This window comes from Sphingomonas sp. jy18 (genome assembly GCF_056931895.1).
The window spans coordinates 19,140-35,051 of sequence record NZ_JBXPBT010000005.1 but is presented as its reverse complement, the minus strand read 5'-3'; the positions used below and the strand labels follow the sequence as shown (position 1 = coordinate 35,051).

14 protein-coding genes are annotated in these 15,912 nt (G+C 64.0%); 7 read left to right on the top strand and 7 right to left on the bottom strand.

Annotated elements, in window-relative coordinates; all coding sequences use genetic code 11:
* Positions 1-62 precede the first annotated feature (62 nt).
* Positions 63-1,322, top strand: a complete 1,260-nt coding sequence (rlmN, locus tag AC0QC4_RS12920; RefSeq protein WP_483660328.1) for a dual-specificity RNA methyltransferase RlmN — start codon at positions 63-65, stop codon at positions 1,320-1,322.
* Here the strand turns inward: rlmN and AC0QC4_RS12915 are convergent.
* Positions 1,319-1,753: a hypothetical protein gene (locus AC0QC4_RS12915; RefSeq protein ID WP_483660327.1), complete on the bottom strand. Its 435-nt coding sequence runs from the start codon at positions 1,751-1,753 to the stop codon at positions 1,319-1,321. The genes rlmN and AC0QC4_RS12915 overlap by 4 nt on opposite strands.
* 94 nt (positions 1,754-1,847) lie before the next feature.
* Between AC0QC4_RS12915 and AC0QC4_RS12910 the strand changes: the two genes are divergently transcribed.
* Positions 1,848-2,999 carry an alpha-hydroxy acid oxidase gene (locus AC0QC4_RS12910; RefSeq protein ID WP_483660326.1) on the top strand — a complete coding sequence of 384 codons (1,152 nt, stop codon included), beginning with the start codon at positions 1,848-1,850 and terminating at the stop codon, positions 2,997-2,999.
* Between the two features lie 65 nt (positions 3,000-3,064).
* On the opposite strand, the gene AC0QC4_RS12905 is transcribed toward AC0QC4_RS12910, so the two are convergent.
* On the bottom strand, positions 3,065-3,811 hold the full coding sequence (locus tag AC0QC4_RS12905) for a TorF family putative porin (RefSeq protein ID WP_483660325.1): 747 nt from the start codon (positions 3,809-3,811) through the stop codon (positions 3,065-3,067).
* 245 nt (positions 3,812-4,056) lie between these two features.
* Here AC0QC4_RS12905 and ispG point away from each other — a divergent pair, with 245 nt between their 5' ends.
* A complete protein-coding gene (ispG, locus tag AC0QC4_RS12900; RefSeq protein ID WP_483660324.1) occupies positions 4,057-5,196 on the top strand; it encodes a flavodoxin-dependent (E)-4-hydroxy-3-methylbut-2-enyl-diphosphate synthase in 1,140 nt (379 codons plus the stop codon).
* A complete protein-coding gene (locus AC0QC4_RS12895; RefSeq protein WP_483660323.1) occupies positions 5,193-5,918 on the top strand; it encodes a polysaccharide deacetylase family protein in 726 nt (241 codons plus the stop codon). The genes ispG and AC0QC4_RS12895 overlap by 4 nt, the downstream gene beginning before the upstream one ends.
* An 81-nt stretch (positions 5,919-5,999) precedes the next feature.
* Here the strand turns inward: AC0QC4_RS12895 and AC0QC4_RS12890 are convergent, their stop codons facing one another.
* Complete coding sequence (locus tag AC0QC4_RS12890; protein WP_483660322.1) at positions 6,000-6,887, bottom strand: OmpA family protein; 888 nt, start codon at positions 6,885-6,887, stop codon at positions 6,000-6,002.
* Between the two features lie 250 nt (positions 6,888-7,137).
* Here AC0QC4_RS12890 and AC0QC4_RS12885 point away from each other — a divergent pair, with 250 nt between their 5' ends.
* From AC0QC4_RS12885 to AC0QC4_RS12875, 3 genes are all read left to right on the top strand, one after another.
* Positions 7,138-7,617: an N-acetyltransferase family protein gene (locus AC0QC4_RS12885; protein ID WP_483660321.1), complete on the top strand. Its 480-nt coding sequence runs from the start codon at positions 7,138-7,140 to the stop codon at positions 7,615-7,617.
* A 99-nt stretch (positions 7,618-7,716) separates the two neighbouring features.
* Complete coding sequence (locus tag AC0QC4_RS12880) at positions 7,717-8,247, top strand: type 1 glutamine amidotransferase domain-containing protein (protein WP_483660320.1); 531 nt, start codon at positions 7,717-7,719, stop codon at positions 8,245-8,247.
* A gap of 64 nt (positions 8,248-8,311) precedes the next feature.
* Positions 8,312-9,406 (top strand): succinylglutamate desuccinylase/aspartoacylase family protein, encoded by a 1,095-nt coding sequence (locus tag AC0QC4_RS12875; RefSeq protein WP_483660319.1) that lies wholly within the window; start codon positions 8,312-8,314, stop codon positions 9,404-9,406.
* A gap of 16 nt (positions 9,407-9,422) precedes the next feature.
* On the opposite strand, the gene AC0QC4_RS12870 is transcribed toward AC0QC4_RS12875, so the two are convergent.
* From AC0QC4_RS12870 to AC0QC4_RS12855, 4 genes are all read right to left on the bottom strand, one after another.
* Positions 9,423-10,793, bottom strand: coding sequence for an acyltransferase family protein (locus AC0QC4_RS12870; protein ID WP_483660318.1), 1,371 nt, complete (start codon positions 10,791-10,793; stop codon positions 9,423-9,425).
* Positions 10,794-11,092: 299 nt separating this feature from the next.
* Entirely contained in the window at positions 11,093-11,749 is a 657-nt protein-coding gene (locus tag AC0QC4_RS12865; RefSeq protein WP_483660317.1) for a hypothetical protein, read from the bottom strand.
* A 1,430-nt stretch (positions 11,750-13,179) separates the two neighbouring features.
* The gene (locus AC0QC4_RS12860; protein ID WP_483660316.1) at positions 13,180-14,754 is read right to left on the bottom strand and encodes an acyl-CoA carboxylase subunit beta; all 1,575 of its coding nucleotides are present in this window, start codon (positions 14,752-14,754) and stop codon (positions 13,180-13,182) included.
* 104 nt (positions 14,755-14,858) lie between these two features.
* Complete coding sequence (locus AC0QC4_RS12855; protein ID WP_483660315.1) at positions 14,859-15,803, bottom strand: DUF808 domain-containing protein; 945 nt, start codon at positions 15,801-15,803, stop codon at positions 14,859-14,861.
* Between the last annotated feature and the right edge of the window lie 109 nt (positions 15,804-15,912).

Below are 15,912 nucleotides of genomic sequence, written 5' to 3'. Positions count from 1 at the left end.
CGATACGCGGGCTTGCGGTAAGGGCAATGGCAAATGGCGAAGTCTTGGCCTATATGCCGGCCATGTCCTCCATCGCCACGCCTGCCATGCCGATTGCCGGCACCATCGACCCTGTGCCCGTAGCCCGCACCCTGCCGGTGCGCCCGGATGGCCGCATCGACCTGATCGGCCTGCCGCGCGAGGCGATCCGTGCCGCGCTCGAGGAGGCCGGACTCGACGTCCGTCAGGCGAAGCTTCGGGCCAAGCAGCTGTGGCACTGGATCTACCATCGCGGCGTCACCGATTTCGATGCGATGACCGATATCGCCAAGACGATGCGGCCATGGCTCGCCGAGCGTTTCTTCGTCGGCCGGCCGGAGGTGGTGACCGCGCAGACATCGAGCGACGGAACCCGCAAATGGCTGCTCGCCACTGCCGACGGCCATGAGTTCGAGATGGTGTTCATTCCAGACGCAGACCGGGGCACCCTGTGCATCTCCAGCCAGGTCGGATGCACGCTCAACTGCCGCTTCTGCCACACCGGCACGATGCGCCTGGTACGCAATCTGACCGCTGGCGAGATCGTCGGCCAGGTGCTGCTCGCACGCGACGCGCTCGGCGAATGGCCCAAGGGCTCGATGGCCTCGACCAACGATGACGAGGATGACGACGCGCCGCATTACACCGCCGACGGCCGCCTGCTCACCAACATCGTGCTGATGGGCATGGGCGAACCGCTCTACAATTTCGACGGCGTCAAGGGCGCGATGAAGATCGTCATGGACGGCGATGGGCTGGGCCTGTCCCGCCGCCGCATCACCCTCTCCACCTCGGGCGTGGTACCGATGATGGCACGCGCAGGCGAGGAAATCGGCGTCAACCTCGCCGTATCGCTGCATGCGGTGACCAAGGAAGTGCGCGACGAAATCGTGCCGATCAACCGCAAATACGGCATCGACGAGCTGCTGGCCGCCTGCGCCGCCTATCCCGGTGCCAACAATGCCCGACGCATCACCTTCGAATATGTGATGCTCAAGGACAAGAATGACAGCGACGAGGACGCGCGCGAGCTGGTGCGGCTGATCCGCCATTACCGGCTGCCGGCCAAGGTCAACCTCATCCCCTTCAATCCATGGCCAGGCGCGATCTACGAATGTTCGACGCCGGAGCGGATCAAGCGATTCTCCGACATCGTGTTCGAAGCCGGCATCTCGGCGCCGGTCCGCACGCCGCGCGGGCGCGACATCATGGCCGCCTGCGGCCAGCTCAAGAGCGCGGCCCAGAAGCTGAGCCGCGCCGAGCTCGACCGGCTGGCCGAAGAAAAGCAGGCCGCGCTCGGTTAAGCGGGTGGCGGCACATCCTCGGCACGCCACCACAAGGGGCCGGCGAGGATCAGCAGCACTGCCACGTTGAACAGCGCGTTGGAGGCGTTGCCGGAAGCGATCGACCCGGCGCTGTCGAGCACGAACCACGCACATAGCCCGCCGAGCACGCAGCGTCGCACACCATCGGGCGCGGCATCGAACAAGCGTGTCGTCATCAGCCAGACAGTGACGCCCCAACCGAGCAGGAAGCCGCCGGTCAGCGCTATCAGAAATTGCGCATCGGCATCGGCCAGCGTGGTGGCACCATCGAGCGGCCAGCTCAGCAGGTCGAGCGACCAGCGCGCGGGCTCGCGCGTCGCCGCCATCGTGCCAAGCGAGAAGATCGGGCCAAATCCGCCGATTCCGATGGCGGTGAACTTGAGCCACGACTTGTGAACCTGCGCACGCATAAGCCTTGCTCCCGTTGCCCAAGATTTGTAGCGATTGCTACATATCCGACTTTCCCGGGATTGCAAAGTCCACAGCCAAGGCTAGTCCATCGTCATGCGCCTTACCGATTGCCACAACATCGATGATTTCCGCACGCTGGCGAAGCGCCGCCTGCCCTGGCCGGTGTTCGACTATATCGACGGCGCGGGCGACGATGAGGTCACCCGCCGCCGCAACCGCGCCGCCTTCGATGACTGCGACCTGGTGCCCCGCGTGCTGGCCGGCGTCCAGGACGTCGATCTCTCGGTCGAGGTGATGGGGCGCCGCATGGCGATGCCGCTGTTCCTCTCTCCCACCGCCTTGCAGCGCCTGTTCCACTGGCAGGGGGAGCGGGCCGTGGTGCGTGCGGCGGAAAAGTTCGGCATCTACGCCGGGATCAGCAGCCTCTCGACGGTCGGCATCGACGAAATCGGGGCGATGACCGGCACGCCCAAGCTGTTCCAGCTCTATGTCCACAAGGATGAAGGGCTCAACCAGGCGATGATCCAGGCCTGCCAGGCAGCCCGCTTCGATGCGCTGGCGCTGACCGTCGACACCATCGTCGGCGGCAATCGCGAGCGCTGCCTGCGCTCGGGGTTCACCTCGCCGCCCCGCTTCACTGCGCGCAATCTGCTCTCCTACGCGATCAAGCCGGGCTGGGGCCTCAACTATGTGCTGCGCGAGCCCTTCTCGCTGCCCAATCTGGCGACGCATGTCGCAGAGGGCAGCAGCGTACCCAAATCGGTGGCCGACTATTTCTCGACTATGCTCGACCAGACGCTCGACTGGAAGCGGGCGGAGGCAATCCGCGCTGCATGGGGCGGCCCGTTCGTGCTCAAGGGCATCATGGCGGTGGAGGATGCGCGCCGCGCCGTCGATATCGGCGCCACCGCGATCATGGTCTCCAACCATGGCGGGCGACAGCTCGACGGCAGCCGTGCCCCATTCGATGCGCTGGCCGAGATCGTCGATGCCGTCGGCGACAAGATCGATGTGATTTGCGACGGCGGCATCACCCGTGGCACGCACGTGCTCAAGGCGCTGTCGGTGGGGGCAAAGGCCTGCTCGGGCGGGCGGCTCTATCTCTATGCGCTGGCGGCCGCGGGCCAGGATGGTGTCGAACGCGCGGTCGGGCTCCTTCAGGCGGAGCTGGTGCGCGGCATGAAGCTGATGGGCGCAAGGAGCATCGCCGATCTCGGCCGCGATAATCTGCGCTGGCGCAAATAACTCAGGGACAGCCCCCAAATTTCATAGAAATTGGGGGCTGTCCCTGAATCAAGCCGAGCGGCAGATCAGAACGCTACGCCGAGCGAGAACACCACGGTTTCGTCGTACAGCGTGTCCGCGGCCGGGATACCGGTCAACTGGTCGAGGTCGGTATCGACATATTTGACACCGGCGGTGAGCCCGCCGCCCAGCGCAAAGTCAGCGCCGACCGACCAGTCCCAGTAATTGCCGCCGGGCGCGAGGCTGCCGTCGGAGTAGCCGAGGTGCGCGTTCAGCGACACCGGCGTGTCCGGAATGCCGACGCCCAGATCGGTGTAGACATAGATGTTGTCGCCAGCCAGCGCCGACTGGTCGAACGCATAGGCCGCGCCAAGTTTGGCGGTGACCGGGCCGATGGTGGTCTTCACCGACGCATAGGGCTCGAAATAGTCGCTCGGGCCAAAATTGCCGTTCGGGTAATAATAGTAGAGCAGGCCGACATCGATCGAGGTGCCCGACGCCACTTCGGTGGTGTAGCCGGCATAGATGTCGAGCTCGGTATGGCCGAAGGTCGGCGTGTCATCGAGGCTCGATCCCCACACGCCGACATAGAGGCCCGACGAGTGGTTGACGTTGAACGTGCCCTGGATGGCAAAATCTTCTGCCGAGAAGCTGACGCCACGGAAGCGATAGTCGCTGACGACGGTGGCGCCACCGGTGACGGTGAAATCGCTGGGCGGATCGGCTTCGGTCGATTCGGCGTCCTGGGCGAAGGCCGGAACGGACACGGAGAGAAGGGCCAGAGCCATCAGGCTCCGCATGGACGTGCGCATTATTCTACCCCTTTACAGGTTGTTGCGTTCCGTCCCACCTGCGCGCGGCTACGCCTCTGTCGTGCACATGGGTCGGGCCCCGGCACCGGACATTGTCCCGCGTCAGGAGGGACTGTGGCTCGCAATGTTGCGCCGCACAAGGAAAAAGCGACAGCTTGTGTCCCAAGCGCCTGATGTTGTTGCATCGCTGCAACAGGGCACGGTATAGCGGTCCGAAACTCCCCCTTCTCGTCGAGCGAGGTTCCATGTCCATCCGCCCCTGGCGCGATATCACACGCCGCACGTCCCGCCAGATCATGGTCGGCAATGTCCCTGTCGGGGGCGATGCGCCGATCACCGTGCAGACGATGACCAACACGCCGACCGAAGATGCGCGCGCGACCATCGACCAGATCCGCCGTTGCGAGGAAGCAGGCGCCGATATCGTCCGCGTTTCCTGCCCCACCGAGGAAGCGACCGCAGCCTTCCGCCAGATCACGCGCGCCGCGCAGGTGCCGATCGTCGCCGACATCCATTTCCACTACAAGCGCGCGCTCGAGGCCGCAGACGCGGGCGCGGCCTGCCTGCGCATCAACCCCGGCAACATCGGCTCGTCCGAGCGCGTGGCAGAGGTCGTGCGCGCCGCCAAGGCCAACGGCTGCGCGATCCGCATCGGCGTCAACGCCGGCAGTCTCGAAAAGGACCTGCTCGAAAAATATGGCGAGCCGTGCCCGGAGGCACTGGTCGAAAGCGCACTCGACCATATCAAGCTGCTGCAGGACCATGATTTCCACGAATATAAGGTGGCGGTGAAGGCCAGCGACGTGTTCCTTGCGGTCGCGGCCTATCAGCAGCTCGCTGAAGCGGTCGATTGTCCGTTGCACCTCGGCATTACCGAGGCCGGGGGACTGATCGGCGGCACCGTCAAATCCTCGATCGGGCTCGGCAGCCTGCTGTGGTTCGGCATCGGCGACACCATTCGCGTCTCGCTCTCCGCCGAACCCGAGCAGGAGGTGCGGGTCGGCTTTGAGATATTGAAGGCGCTCGGCCTGCGTACCCGCGGCGTGCGAATCGTCTCCTGCCCCAGTTGCGCGCGGCAGGGTTTCGACGTCATCCGCACTGTCGAACGGCTGGAGGAAGCCCTTGGCCACATCCGCACCCCGATGTCGCTGTCCGTCCTCGGCTGCGTCGTCAACGGCCCCGGTGAAGCCCGCGAGACCGACATCGGCATCACCGGCGGCGGCAACGGCAAGCACATGGTCTATCTGTCCGGCGTGACCGACCATCATGTCCAGAACGACGACATGATCGCGCACATCGTCGGCCTCGTCGAAGCCAAGGCGGCCGAGATCGACGCCGGCCGCGCGGTCAGCATGGACGTGACCCACGGCAAGCAGGCGAGTTGACCGTTTGGCGCCAGCGATGGCGCTGGATCGCGCCGGCATTGCTGATTGCGACCGGCATCGCCCTGTTCCTGTGGCGGGCCAGCAAGGCCGAATGCTGGGGGTTGAGCGGCGAAGTCATATGCCGTGTCGACACGGCTCAGCCGGTCGTGGCGCTGTCATTCGACGACGGACCCACGCCCGAAGGCGTCGATATTGCGTTGAGAGAGCTGCAACGCCGAAACCTTCGTGCCACCTTCTTCCTGATCGGCAACCGCATGGAACGCTGGCCCGGCCAGGCCGAGCGATTGGCGCAAGCCGGAATGGAACTGGGCAACCATAGCTTCAGTCACCAGCGCATGATCGGCAGCAGCGAGGGGCACTACGACCGCGAGATTGCCCGCACGGAAGCATTGCTTCGTGCTGCCGGAGCTCGGCCCTCCCGGCTCTTTCGTCCGCCGTTCGGCAAGAGGCTGATCGGCTTGCCGCGCTCGGTTAAGCGGGCCGGACTGCGGCTGGTGATGTGGGACGTCGCGGACGATGTCGCGCACCATCCCACCCCCCAGGCATATGCCGACGATATCGTCAGCCGCGCCCGGCCCGGGTCGATCATCCTGATCCATCCGATGTACCAGACAAACAGCGTCGAGCGCAGCGCCTTGCCGCTGGTGCTCGATGGCTTGGCCCGGCGCGGCTTCCGCATCGTCACCGTTGGCGAGCTTCTCCGGCGTGCGGACCAATCTTGACCGCCCACTCCAAGCACCGCCGAGGCGATGTCCCGGTCCGCACGCGACGCGCGGACCGGGATCGTCGCACGGCAGCCGGGCTTAGAGCCCGTCGGCGGCCTTGCTGGTCAGCACGCTCACCTGCACCCGGCGGTTCTGCGCGCGGCCTTCGGCTGTGCTGTTGTCGGCGGTCGGGTCGGTTTCGGACATGCCGCTCGGCATCAGCATGCGATAGGGCGCCCAGCGACAGCGCTGCTGCAGGAAATTGACCACACGGTTGGCGCGCCGCTCGCTCAGTTCCTGGTTGAAGTCTTCGCTACCCACTGCATCGGTGTACCCCACCACCAGCAGCAGCGCGTTGTCGATGCCTTGCGCCTGGTTGGTCGCGTCGCACAATTGCTGTTCGGCCTGCGGGGTCAACTGCCAGCGACCGCTGTCGAAATAGACGTTGGTGGTGTGGCGGATCACATATTGGTCGATGTCGGCGAAGCGACCGCGCAATGCGTTGGTCGCCTCGGTCTGCTCGGCAAAGCCTTGTTCTGTGCCGTCGCGGATCATCGTCGCGGTGCGCAAGTCGCCATTGCGCAGCGTAACGCGGCGGGCCACCAGTCCTTCGCCCCACTGTACCGTCTCGATCGTCACCGGCAGACCGTTGACCAGCGCCGCAGTTTCGAGGCTGCGGTTGTTGAGGCCCAGGAAACCCCCGCGCCCGCGCACCTCGGTGCCCTCACTGATCCACAGGCTGGTGCGCGCCGCATCGGCACTGGTGATCTGGATGCGTTCGCCGCGTCGGGCAGAGATCGTGCCTTCGATCCGCGGCCCTGCCTCCAGTGTGGTCAGGTCGGCAGGCGGCGTGCCCGTCACGGTAATGTCACCCGTCGCTGCGACCGGCGCTTCGGGCATCGCCTCTTGCGCCAGCACGGGTGCGGCCAGCGTCGCTGTCAGCAGCGCGCCGGTCGAACAGAAAAGACCCAGCAATTTTTTGCCCATCGCGATTCTCCATATGTCTTGGGGCGCCCGGCGGCTGGCCGGGTCGGGATGGGCGCAATCTCGCCCAGCCCGTCGCGCACAACACATGCACATCCGAAATGGCTCCCCGCTTGGCCGGGCGGACCGGCCCGGTTGACCCCGGTTCGGGCCCATCCGGTCCATCCGGGCGACGAACCGACGGATCGCCCCCGGGCTTCGCCGGCACGGCACGCAGATTGACAGAGAGGCCAGACATGGCATGGCAGGCTTCATGTCCCTCTCGATCCGCCCCGCCTCATCTGCAGACCTGCCGCTGATCGCGCAGTTCATCCGCGACCTCGCCGACTATGAGAAGCTCGCGCATGAAGTCCGCTTCGACGAGACTGTGCTGCACGACAAGCTGTTCAGCCCGCGCCCCTATGCAGAGGTGATCATCGGCGAGATCGACGGTGCGCCGCAGGGCTTTGCCCTGTTCTTCCACAATTTCTCGACCTTCGAGGGACGCCCCGGCGTCTATCTCGAGGATCTGTTCGTCCGCCCCGCCGCGCGCGGCTCCGGGCTCGGCAAGGCACTGCTGTCGCGGCTCGCGGCAATAGCGGTCGAGCGCGACTGCGCGCGGCTGGAATGGAGCGTGCTCGACTGGAACGAGCCGTCGATCGGCTTCTACAAGGCGCTGGGCGCGCGGATGATGGACGAATGGACGGTGATGCGCGTCGATGGCGCCGCGCTGTCCACCCTCGCTGCTGGCTGAGCCCGGGAGCCTTACCCGGCGGTTCCAGGCAACTTTCATGACGGTTGCGCATTGGTGCGGGGCAATCTCCCCTCCCCCCCAATGCAAAGGAGCGCCGCCATGGCCCGCATACTCATTCTTGCCACAAACGGCTTCGAACAAAGTGAACTGATGGTTCCGCGTGACCGGCTGAGCGCAGCCGGGCATGAGGTCGTCATCGCCTCCCCCGAAAGCGGATCGATCGGCGGCTGGAAGGGTGAAGACTGGGGCGAGAGCGTCGATGTCGACATCAGCCTGGATGCCGCCAGCGCCGACGAATATGATGCGCTGGTGCTGCCGGGCGGGCAGATCAATCCCGATCTGCTGCGCGTCGAACCTGCTGCGATCAGCCTGATCCAGGCCTTCCACCGCGCCGGCAAGCCCGTCGCCGCCGTCTGCCACGCGCCGTGGCTGCTGATCGAGGCCGGCCTCGCCAAGGGCTTGCGCGCGACAAGCTACGGGTCGATCAAGACCGACATGATCAATGCGGGCGTCGAATGGGTCGACCAGTCCGCGGTCGAGGATCGCGGCATCATCACCAGCCGCAATCCGGATGACCTGGAAGATTTCAGCGACGCCATCCTCCACGCGCTGGACAAGGTTGCCGCCTGACCCGCTTGGCGCGGCGCGACGCATCGGGTAGCGCTCCGGCATCTCATTGCCGGAGCGTTACCTCATGCACAGCCTCGTCCGCCTCCTCTTCTGCTCGGCCGCGCTCGCCACCGCATCGCCGCTGCTGGCCCAGGCGAGCGAAACCGGCGATCGGGTGAACGGCGAGGTGGTGATCGACCAGCTCGACGCCGCTGGCCTGCCGGCCGGCATCCACCGCTACTGGTTCCGCGCCGGGGACAATGGCATCGGCCAGCCGCTGCTGGTGCCGGTGATCGTCATTCGCGGCGAACAGGACGGGCCGCGCCTGCTGCTCACCGCAGGCATCCATGGTGACGAACTCAACGGCATCGACGTGCTGCAGCAGCTCGCCAACCGCATCGAGCCGGCGCGGCTCTCCGGCACGCTGACGCTGGTGCCCGGGCTCAACACCCCGGGGCTGATCAACAGCACCCGGCTGTTCACCCCGCATGGCGGCACCGATGGCGACAATCTCAACCGGGTGATGCCGGGCGAGGACGATCTGGCCAGCAGCCTGTCGCGCGCCTATGCCCACCGCCTTTGGCACCGGCTGATGATCCGCAATGCCGATCGCATGGTCGATCTCCACACCCAGTCGCGCGGCACTGCCTACAACATGTACAGCTTCGTCTCCTCGCCCGAGGCGCGGCAGATTGCCGAGGCGATTGCGCCCGACACCATCCGGCTCGACCCCGGCGAACGCGGCACGGTGGAAAACGAGATGGTGCCGCGCGGCGTGCCCGCCATCACCCTGGAACTTGGCGCCCCCGAGGCGTTCGATGCGCGGATGAACGCCCGCGCGGTCGAGGGACTGATGCGGCTGATGATGCGCACGGGCATGCTGCCCGCCGGTTCGGCCCCCGCCGCCACCGTCACCCCGTTTGTCGCCAATGATCAGGAGCAGGTGCGCGCCACCGAGGCCGGCTGGGCGCGACTGCTGGTCGGTCTCAACGACCGGGTGACCGAAGGCCAGCCGGTCGCCACCATCTCCGATGCCTTCGGCCGCATCCGCGTGACGTTGACCGCACCGGTCGCCGGGCAGGTCACCAGCATCGCCACCGACCCGCGTACCGAACAGGGCCAGATGCTGCTGCGCATCGGCTGGTGGAGCAGCGATCCCGCCTGCGCCGCCGGCTGCTGACCAGCGGCAGAGCGCGCTAGCGCTTCAGCGCATCCCTCGCCGCCTTGGTCTCCGCGCTCGGCCGGTAGACCGGGCCGAAGCCGAGCAGCGCCGCGCCGACCAGCGGCAGGGCGATCACCCACCAGCGGACCCCGGAGAGGCCTTCCGGACTGGCGATCGTCACCCCCGCAGTGGCGCCGAGGCCGATGCAGATCGCCAGCACGCCCAGCGCTGCGCGCAGTTTCGGGACAGTGCGGCCGCCACGGATGGGGCCGAAGCTGCGCTCGTGCCGCGCGAAGATGGCGATCATCGGCAGCAACGCGACGATGTAGACCGCCAGCCACAGCGGCCGCGTCGCCCACCATGCGCCGCTGCCCGGCACCGAATCAAGCCCGATGCCGCCCAGCCCCAGCCAGACGATGGTCATCACCAGCACGAAGGCGGTCAGGTGCCACAGATAGACGGTCATGATCATGCCGTTCATCAGCACGGTCGCTGTCCATAGCCTGAGATTGCCCAGCATCTTGCGTCCCAGCGGTTCGAGCGCGAGCACCAGCCCCACCTGCGCCATGCCCAGCGCAAACAACGCCAGCGTCGGCGGGAGGGAGTTGGAAAAGCCGCCGGGAGCGGAGACCATCGACACCGGATAGAAGCCGTAGACGGTGATCGAGACGAGGATCGCCAGCGACACGGCAAACCACGCCCCCGCGAACAGGCGATTGGCAAACCGCCCGTCGCGCCACGCAAAGCCGAGCTGATGGATCGCGAGGAACACCCACAGAAAGTTGGTGAAGTTCACATAGGGGACATGGACGGTGAAGGTCAGCCAGTCGGTCAGCATCGCCAGCGGCACATAGACGGCAAAGCTGAGCCAGCCGAAGCGTTGCCACGCGCGGTAGGCGAGCGGTGTGAAGGCCGTCACCAGCAGGTACACCGACAGGAACCAGACGGGGATCAGCGCCGCCTCGGTCGCCATGCGGATCTGCGCGCGCGGCAGGCCGACCTGCGTCATGATCACCGCGAGCGCCGCCCACAACAGCAGCACCGGAAAGGTCGGGGTGATCAGCCGCTGCACCCGGCTGGCCAGCCAGCCGCGATAGTTGCCCGCCTGCCCCAGCTCCGCCTTGCGCAGCGTCGCGTCCCAACTGACCCCGTTGGAATAGCCCCCGACCAGGAAGAACACCGGCATCACCTGGAACACCCAGGTCAGCCAGTGCGCCCAGGACGAGACGCTGAGCAAGTCCCCGCGCTGCAGCGTGCCGGCGAGATCGACATAGAGCCCGGCCATCAGCCAATGGCCGAACACCACCGCGAGGATCGAGACCGCGCGCAGGAAATCCACCCAGCGATTGCGCTCGGGCGGCGCCATCTCAGCCAGTTCGCGCGCCTTGCTCCAAATGGTCAGCATTGATCGCCCCTCTCGTGCCGGTTGGTCTGCCATGGCATGGTGATGGTTGCCGGCGACTGCAAGCCGATAGTGGAAATTGCTGACGGAAGTATTGCTGGAGTGCGAGGATGGTGGTGTAGGGGGGGGAGGGTGTTGTTGGGTGCACGCCGTTTATATGGTCTTTGTGGGATTTGCGCTGGAGGTGTTACGAGTGGGTTAAGAAAGATGTCGTTAGAATTTACAGCGGCGTCGAATTTCGCGCGGCGCTTGAGTGATTTATTAGAAGCTTATTACCAAATTCAAAATTATCAATCAATAAATTAACGATTTGCACATGATTTAACAATTGATATCAAGTTACCAATTTCAATCGATCTAGCCAGCGACTCTTCTCTCAATCTATCGCCATCGGCGGGAGTAACAAGCCCAAAGTGTGACGCAATTTCGCGTAACCTTGCGCTATCTCTCCTAATGTTATCATAAACCTGCTCAACCTTCTCAGATAGCTCTGTCTTTCGCACTGCAGCTCCATCAATCACACCAATTGCCCACTCAGTGCTGTAATAGCACAATGCATCTCGTTCAAATTCGTTGTCCGGAAGATTCGCGGGACGTTGATCGAACGCTATTGGAAAACGGTTAGCGCACGCATCCACAAGTCCGGTCAAATTTAAAGATGCATATTTGTCAGCAATTTTTTCGTCATTTGAGTGCTCGGCGTACCGCTCCAAGTCAGGCACCGACTCACCATTTCTTTCTATAACTGTTTGCATAGAAAAAAATACCGATACTAATATTTGACTGTCCGTAATATCTTCGAATTCTTCACCGACCGCAATACTCCTACTATAAGCAAAATAACAAAGCTCTGACGCATCAGCCACAGATTGTGGTAACGTCTTGATACTATCTGCGCTTGAGCATGAAGAGATTGCCAGTGCAAGGATAGAAATAATGACGAGTCTAAAATAGATCATTCGACATATCCATTTAGATTAAACAAGCAATCCTATTTATGGCTGAGGTCTCCGCCTCTCCCAGTCTGCTTGACTTTGGTACCATTGTTCCATCTGACAATTTTCATCGCATCCTTCGCCAGATCGCAGTGCTGATGACCCCTCACTTGGCCTAAGCAGATCAGCCAGCGCACTCCGCATAGCCTGCCCTTGCTCCGGAGTTCGCAGGCCACGACAGCCGACCACCGAATCCCAGAATCGGATGCAACTCAGATTTCGACCGTTCATTTCGGCGACAACCCAACCGGTCTGGGTTCCATTAAAAGTGTACTCGCCGCGCATCACATAAGTGCCCGATCCCGCTCGCCCAGCGATAATCTTCACATTGCGCATACTACCTGCAGAATAGCGGTTGAAGGCCCAGCCCCGTGAATCAATCTGGACCAATTCATCAAATCTTCTTGTGAGCGCAGGCCCAGCATCTGGTAATGCTGCATAGCGCGCAGCTGCCTCTGCAGCAGCAATGCGCGATCTTTCGGCATTCAATGCCCTCGCCCTGTCCTGCTCTGCAAAATCGACAAATCGCGTCTGCACAGTGGATACACGGATAGCTACTCGGTGTCCTTGCGGGTTGAACACGTCGTCATCGATCCATTCCCAGCGACCACGCCCGCAATAGGCTACGCCTGGAGCGCCTCCGGTTGCTCCGCCGACCGAGAATGTGCAGGTTGAGCCGTTGCGGGTGCCGACGATTGTGCCTCTCGGATCGATTGAAGCGCCGTTCGGCCCGGTGGCACTGCGTGTCACGAATGACCCAGAAATATTGGCACCGTCATACCGGATCGTGATCTCATACTCTCCACTCAAGGGAAGCGTCCGACTCGAAGTAACGGAACGTAGCGCCTCGCCAATGCTGATATTCCGCATGCGATCAGCGCGCGTTCTCACGCTGCCAGAATAAGTACCGCGATAGGTGACTTCCCCGCGGAAATCTGCAGGTAGGATGTCGGTCTGAAGGACTGTGGTCTGAGTTGTAGAGCCGCTGGGAGCTGCCCTTGAGCCGCCGAGAACACTGCTCGAACCGGTTGAACCGCTATCAGAGCGAGTCTGGGCATTTCCAGATTCAGTATGGAGTGACAGCAAGGCAGTCGCAACTAGCGCCGGTGTGAGCCAATTTCGCATTGCATGCCCCTCGATTCGCATCAAAGTAAAGCCTAAGTCTTTGAATTTATTTAGATATCAAAGCCAACCTTCGGCGGAGCTCATCTACCTATTAATAAAAATAATACGACAATGTTACAGTGAAGTTACAACATTTCTAGGAACACAATACGAAATTGAAGTTGAGGCTTCATCACATTCTCCGGTCCACTCCGCTGCCGGTCGCCCAATGCCCGACCCGAGACTTTATATGTTCATAAAACGATATATAATGTCGCAATCAGCCCGCGCTACGCATCATCGGACATGAACTTCTGTTCCTTTTTAACCATTGACCCACTCATCCCCCCCAACTTCGCCCACGCCAGCGCCGCAAACTCGCACAGCAACGGCCGCGTATCCCTCGGGTCGATGATGTCCTCCACCCCGAACCGCTCCGCCGTGCGGAACGGTGATCGCACCCTGTTGAGGCGCTCGCGGATCGCCTCCAGATGCGCGGCGGGGTCCGCCGCTGCCTCCAGCTCGCTCTTGTACGCAACCTCGACCCCGCCTTCGATCGGCAGGCTGCCCCAGTCGCCGCTGGGCCAGGCGAAGCGGTACTGGAAGCGTTCGGCGTTGCTCATCGCGCTGCCGGCGATGCCATAGGCCCGGCGAATGACGACGCTGGCGAGGGGGACGCGGGCGCGGTAGATGGCGTTCATCGCCTGCACGCCATAGCGGATGGTGCCGGTGCGCTCCGCCTCGCCGCCGATCATGAAGCCGGGATTGTCGACCAGATGGACGATGGGCAGGCGGAACTGGTCGGCCAGCTTGACGAAACGTTCCGCTTTCTCGCTGGTCTTGGCATCCCATGAACCGCCGAGATAGCTCGGGTCGCTGGCCAGCACCGCCACCGGCCAGCCATCCAGCCGGGCAAAGGCGGTGATCGCCGCGCGGCCCCAGCGGCGGCCCATTTCGAACAGGCTGCCCTTGTCGACGACATGGCCGAGCAGCTTGCGCATCGAATAGACCTGCCGCCCGTCGCGCGGCACGATGGAGAGCAGCGCCGGATCGCGCCGCTCGACCCGGTCGGTGGGCGCGGTGCGCGCGGCAAGGCTGTGGATCGACGACGGCAGATAGGAGAGGAAGCGGCGGGCGGCGGCAAAGGCCTCCACCTCCGATGCCACCTCGTCATCGACCACGCCGTTGCGGGTGTGCACCTCCACCCCGCCCAGCTCTTCGCGGTCGAGCGTGTCGCCGATCGCCGCGGCGACGGCGGGGCCGGCGGCGAACAATTGCGAGAGGCCACGCACCATCAGGCTGTAATGGCTGGCAACGGTGCGCGCCGCGCCCAGACCGGCGGTGGGGCCGAGCGCCAGTGCGACGACGGGCACGGTCTCGAGATTGGCGATAATCTCCCCCCAGCCCGGCACCATCGGGATATAGGTATAACCCGTCTCCTCGAGCGTCTTTACCGAGCCGCCGCCGCCGGTGCCGTCGATCATGCGGATCAGCGGCAGGCGATATTCATGCGCCATCGCCTCGCACTGCACGAACTTGCGGTGCAGCGCCGCATCCGCCGCGCCGCCCCGCACGGTGAAATCGTCGGCGGAGGCGACCACCGGGCGGCCATCGATGTCGGCGCGTCCGAAGATGAAGTTGGAGGCGGCAAGGTCGACCAGATTGCCGTCGGCATCATAGCGGCCGCGCCCGGCAATCTTGCCGATTTCGCGGAACGAGCCGGCATCGACCAGCGCCGCGATCCGCGCGCGCGCATCCATCTTGCCGCGGCTGTGCTGGCGCGCGACCTTTTCCGCGCCGCCCATCTGCTCCGCCATGGCGCGGCGGCGGGCCAGGTCTTCGATTTCGGGGGTCCAGTCGGTCATGCGACGGGAAGCTAATGGCGCAGCCAGCATAACGAAAGCGAAGTTTCAGCTGGAAAATCACGTGCCCCTGCCTTTGCAGGGGAGCCGCATCTATCGTGCTTGGCTCAGTGCGCCTTGCCGCGTGCTTTTTGCACCTGGTGGACGATGGCGGCGATGATCCCGCCGAGGATGAGGCCGAACACGCCGGACAGAGCGGCCTGCACGACCCAGGTGACCGCACCCGCAGCCGCGGGCACCAGCGCGCCGGCACCATGGCCGATGCCGTGGACCAGCTCTTCCGGCCCATGCAGGCCCATCAGCCCGGCACCGTGCAGCACGATCTGCCCGCCGACCCACAGCATTGCGGCGATGCCGATGACGGACAGGCCCGCCATCACCTTGGGCATGGCAATCAGCAGCCCGCGCCCGAATGCCTGCGACGCCTTGTCGGCGCGCTCGGCGAGGTGGAGGCCGATATCGTCCATCTTCACGATCAGGCCGACCGCGCCATAGACCAGCACGGTGATGCCGACAGCGACCACCGCCAGTGTCACGCCCTGCTGGACGATGCCGCTGTCCTTCACCGTATCGAGCGCGATCGCCATGATCTCTGCCGACAGGATGAAATCGGTGCGCACCGCGCCCGCCACGCGTTCCTTCTCGAACGTTTCGGGATCGGTGATGACATCCTCTACCGTCTCGCCATGCTTGGCGCCGCCGAATGCCTCGATCACCTTTTCCGCGCCTTCGAAACAGAGGAAGGCGCCGCCCAGCATCAGCAGCGGGGTGATCGCCCAGGGCAGGAAGGCGCTGAGCAGCATCGCCGCGGGCAGCAGGATCAGGAGCTTGTTCCTGAGCGATCCCTTGGCGATCGCCCAGATGATCGGCAGTTCGCGCGCCGGGGTAAAGCCGGTGACATAGCGCGGCGTGACCGCCGCATCGTCCACCACCACCCCGGCGGCCTTGCTCCCCGCCTTGGCCGCGGCAGCGCCGATGTCATCGACCGACGCGGCGGCCATCTTGGTGATGGCGGCGATATCGTCGAGTAGCGCGGCTAATCCGGAAGGCATGGCTCACCATCGATGAAGGGAGGAAGAGGGGGGCCGCCACGGCAAGTGACGCACTAGCGTGGACAGCGGCATACGGCGTTAATCCAGCGTCGTCCGTAATCGCTTCCAT

Excerpts from the sequence above, each read along its gene's own strand:
- rlmN (WP_483660328.1), top strand. The coding sequence starts at position 63 with ATGTCCTCCATCGCCACGCCTGCCATGCCGATTGCCGGCACCATCGAC.
- AC0QC4_RS12915 (WP_483660327.1), bottom strand. The coding sequence starts at position 1,753 with ATGCGTGCGCAGGTTCACAAGTCGTGGCTCAAGTTCACCGCCATCGGA.
- AC0QC4_RS12910 (WP_483660326.1), top strand. The coding sequence starts at position 1,848 with ATGCGCCTTACCGATTGCCACAACATCGATGATTTCCGCACGCTGGCG.
- AC0QC4_RS12905 (WP_483660325.1), bottom strand. The coding sequence starts at position 3,811 with ATGCGCACGTCCATGCGGAGCCTGATGGCTCTGGCCCTTCTCTCCGTG.
- ispG (WP_483660324.1), top strand. The coding sequence starts at position 4,057 with ATGTCCATCCGCCCCTGGCGCGATATCACACGCCGCACGTCCCGCCAG.
- AC0QC4_RS12890 (WP_483660322.1), bottom strand. The coding sequence starts at position 6,887 with ATGGGCAAAAAATTGCTGGGTCTTTTCTGTTCGACCGGCGCGCTGCTG.
- AC0QC4_RS12885 (WP_483660321.1), top strand. The coding sequence starts at position 7,138 with ATGTCCCTCTCGATCCGCCCCGCCTCATCTGCAGACCTGCCGCTGATC.
- AC0QC4_RS12880 (WP_483660320.1), top strand. The coding sequence starts at position 7,717 with ATGGCCCGCATACTCATTCTTGCCACAAACGGCTTCGAACAAAGTGAA.
- AC0QC4_RS12875 (WP_483660319.1), top strand. The coding sequence starts at position 8,312 with ATGCACAGCCTCGTCCGCCTCCTCTTCTGCTCGGCCGCGCTCGCCACC.
- AC0QC4_RS12870 (WP_483660318.1), bottom strand. The coding sequence starts at position 10,793 with ATGCTGACCATTTGGAGCAAGGCGCGCGAACTGGCTGAGATGGCGCCG.
- AC0QC4_RS12865 (WP_483660317.1), bottom strand. The coding sequence starts at position 11,749 with ATGATCTATTTTAGACTCGTCATTATTTCTATCCTTGCACTGGCAATC.
- AC0QC4_RS12860 (WP_483660316.1), bottom strand. The coding sequence starts at position 14,754 with ATGACCGACTGGACCCCCGAAATCGAAGACCTGGCCCGCCGCCGCGCC.
- AC0QC4_RS12855 (WP_483660315.1), bottom strand. The coding sequence starts at position 15,803 with ATGCCTTCCGGATTAGCCGCGCTACTCGACGATATCGCCGCCATCACC.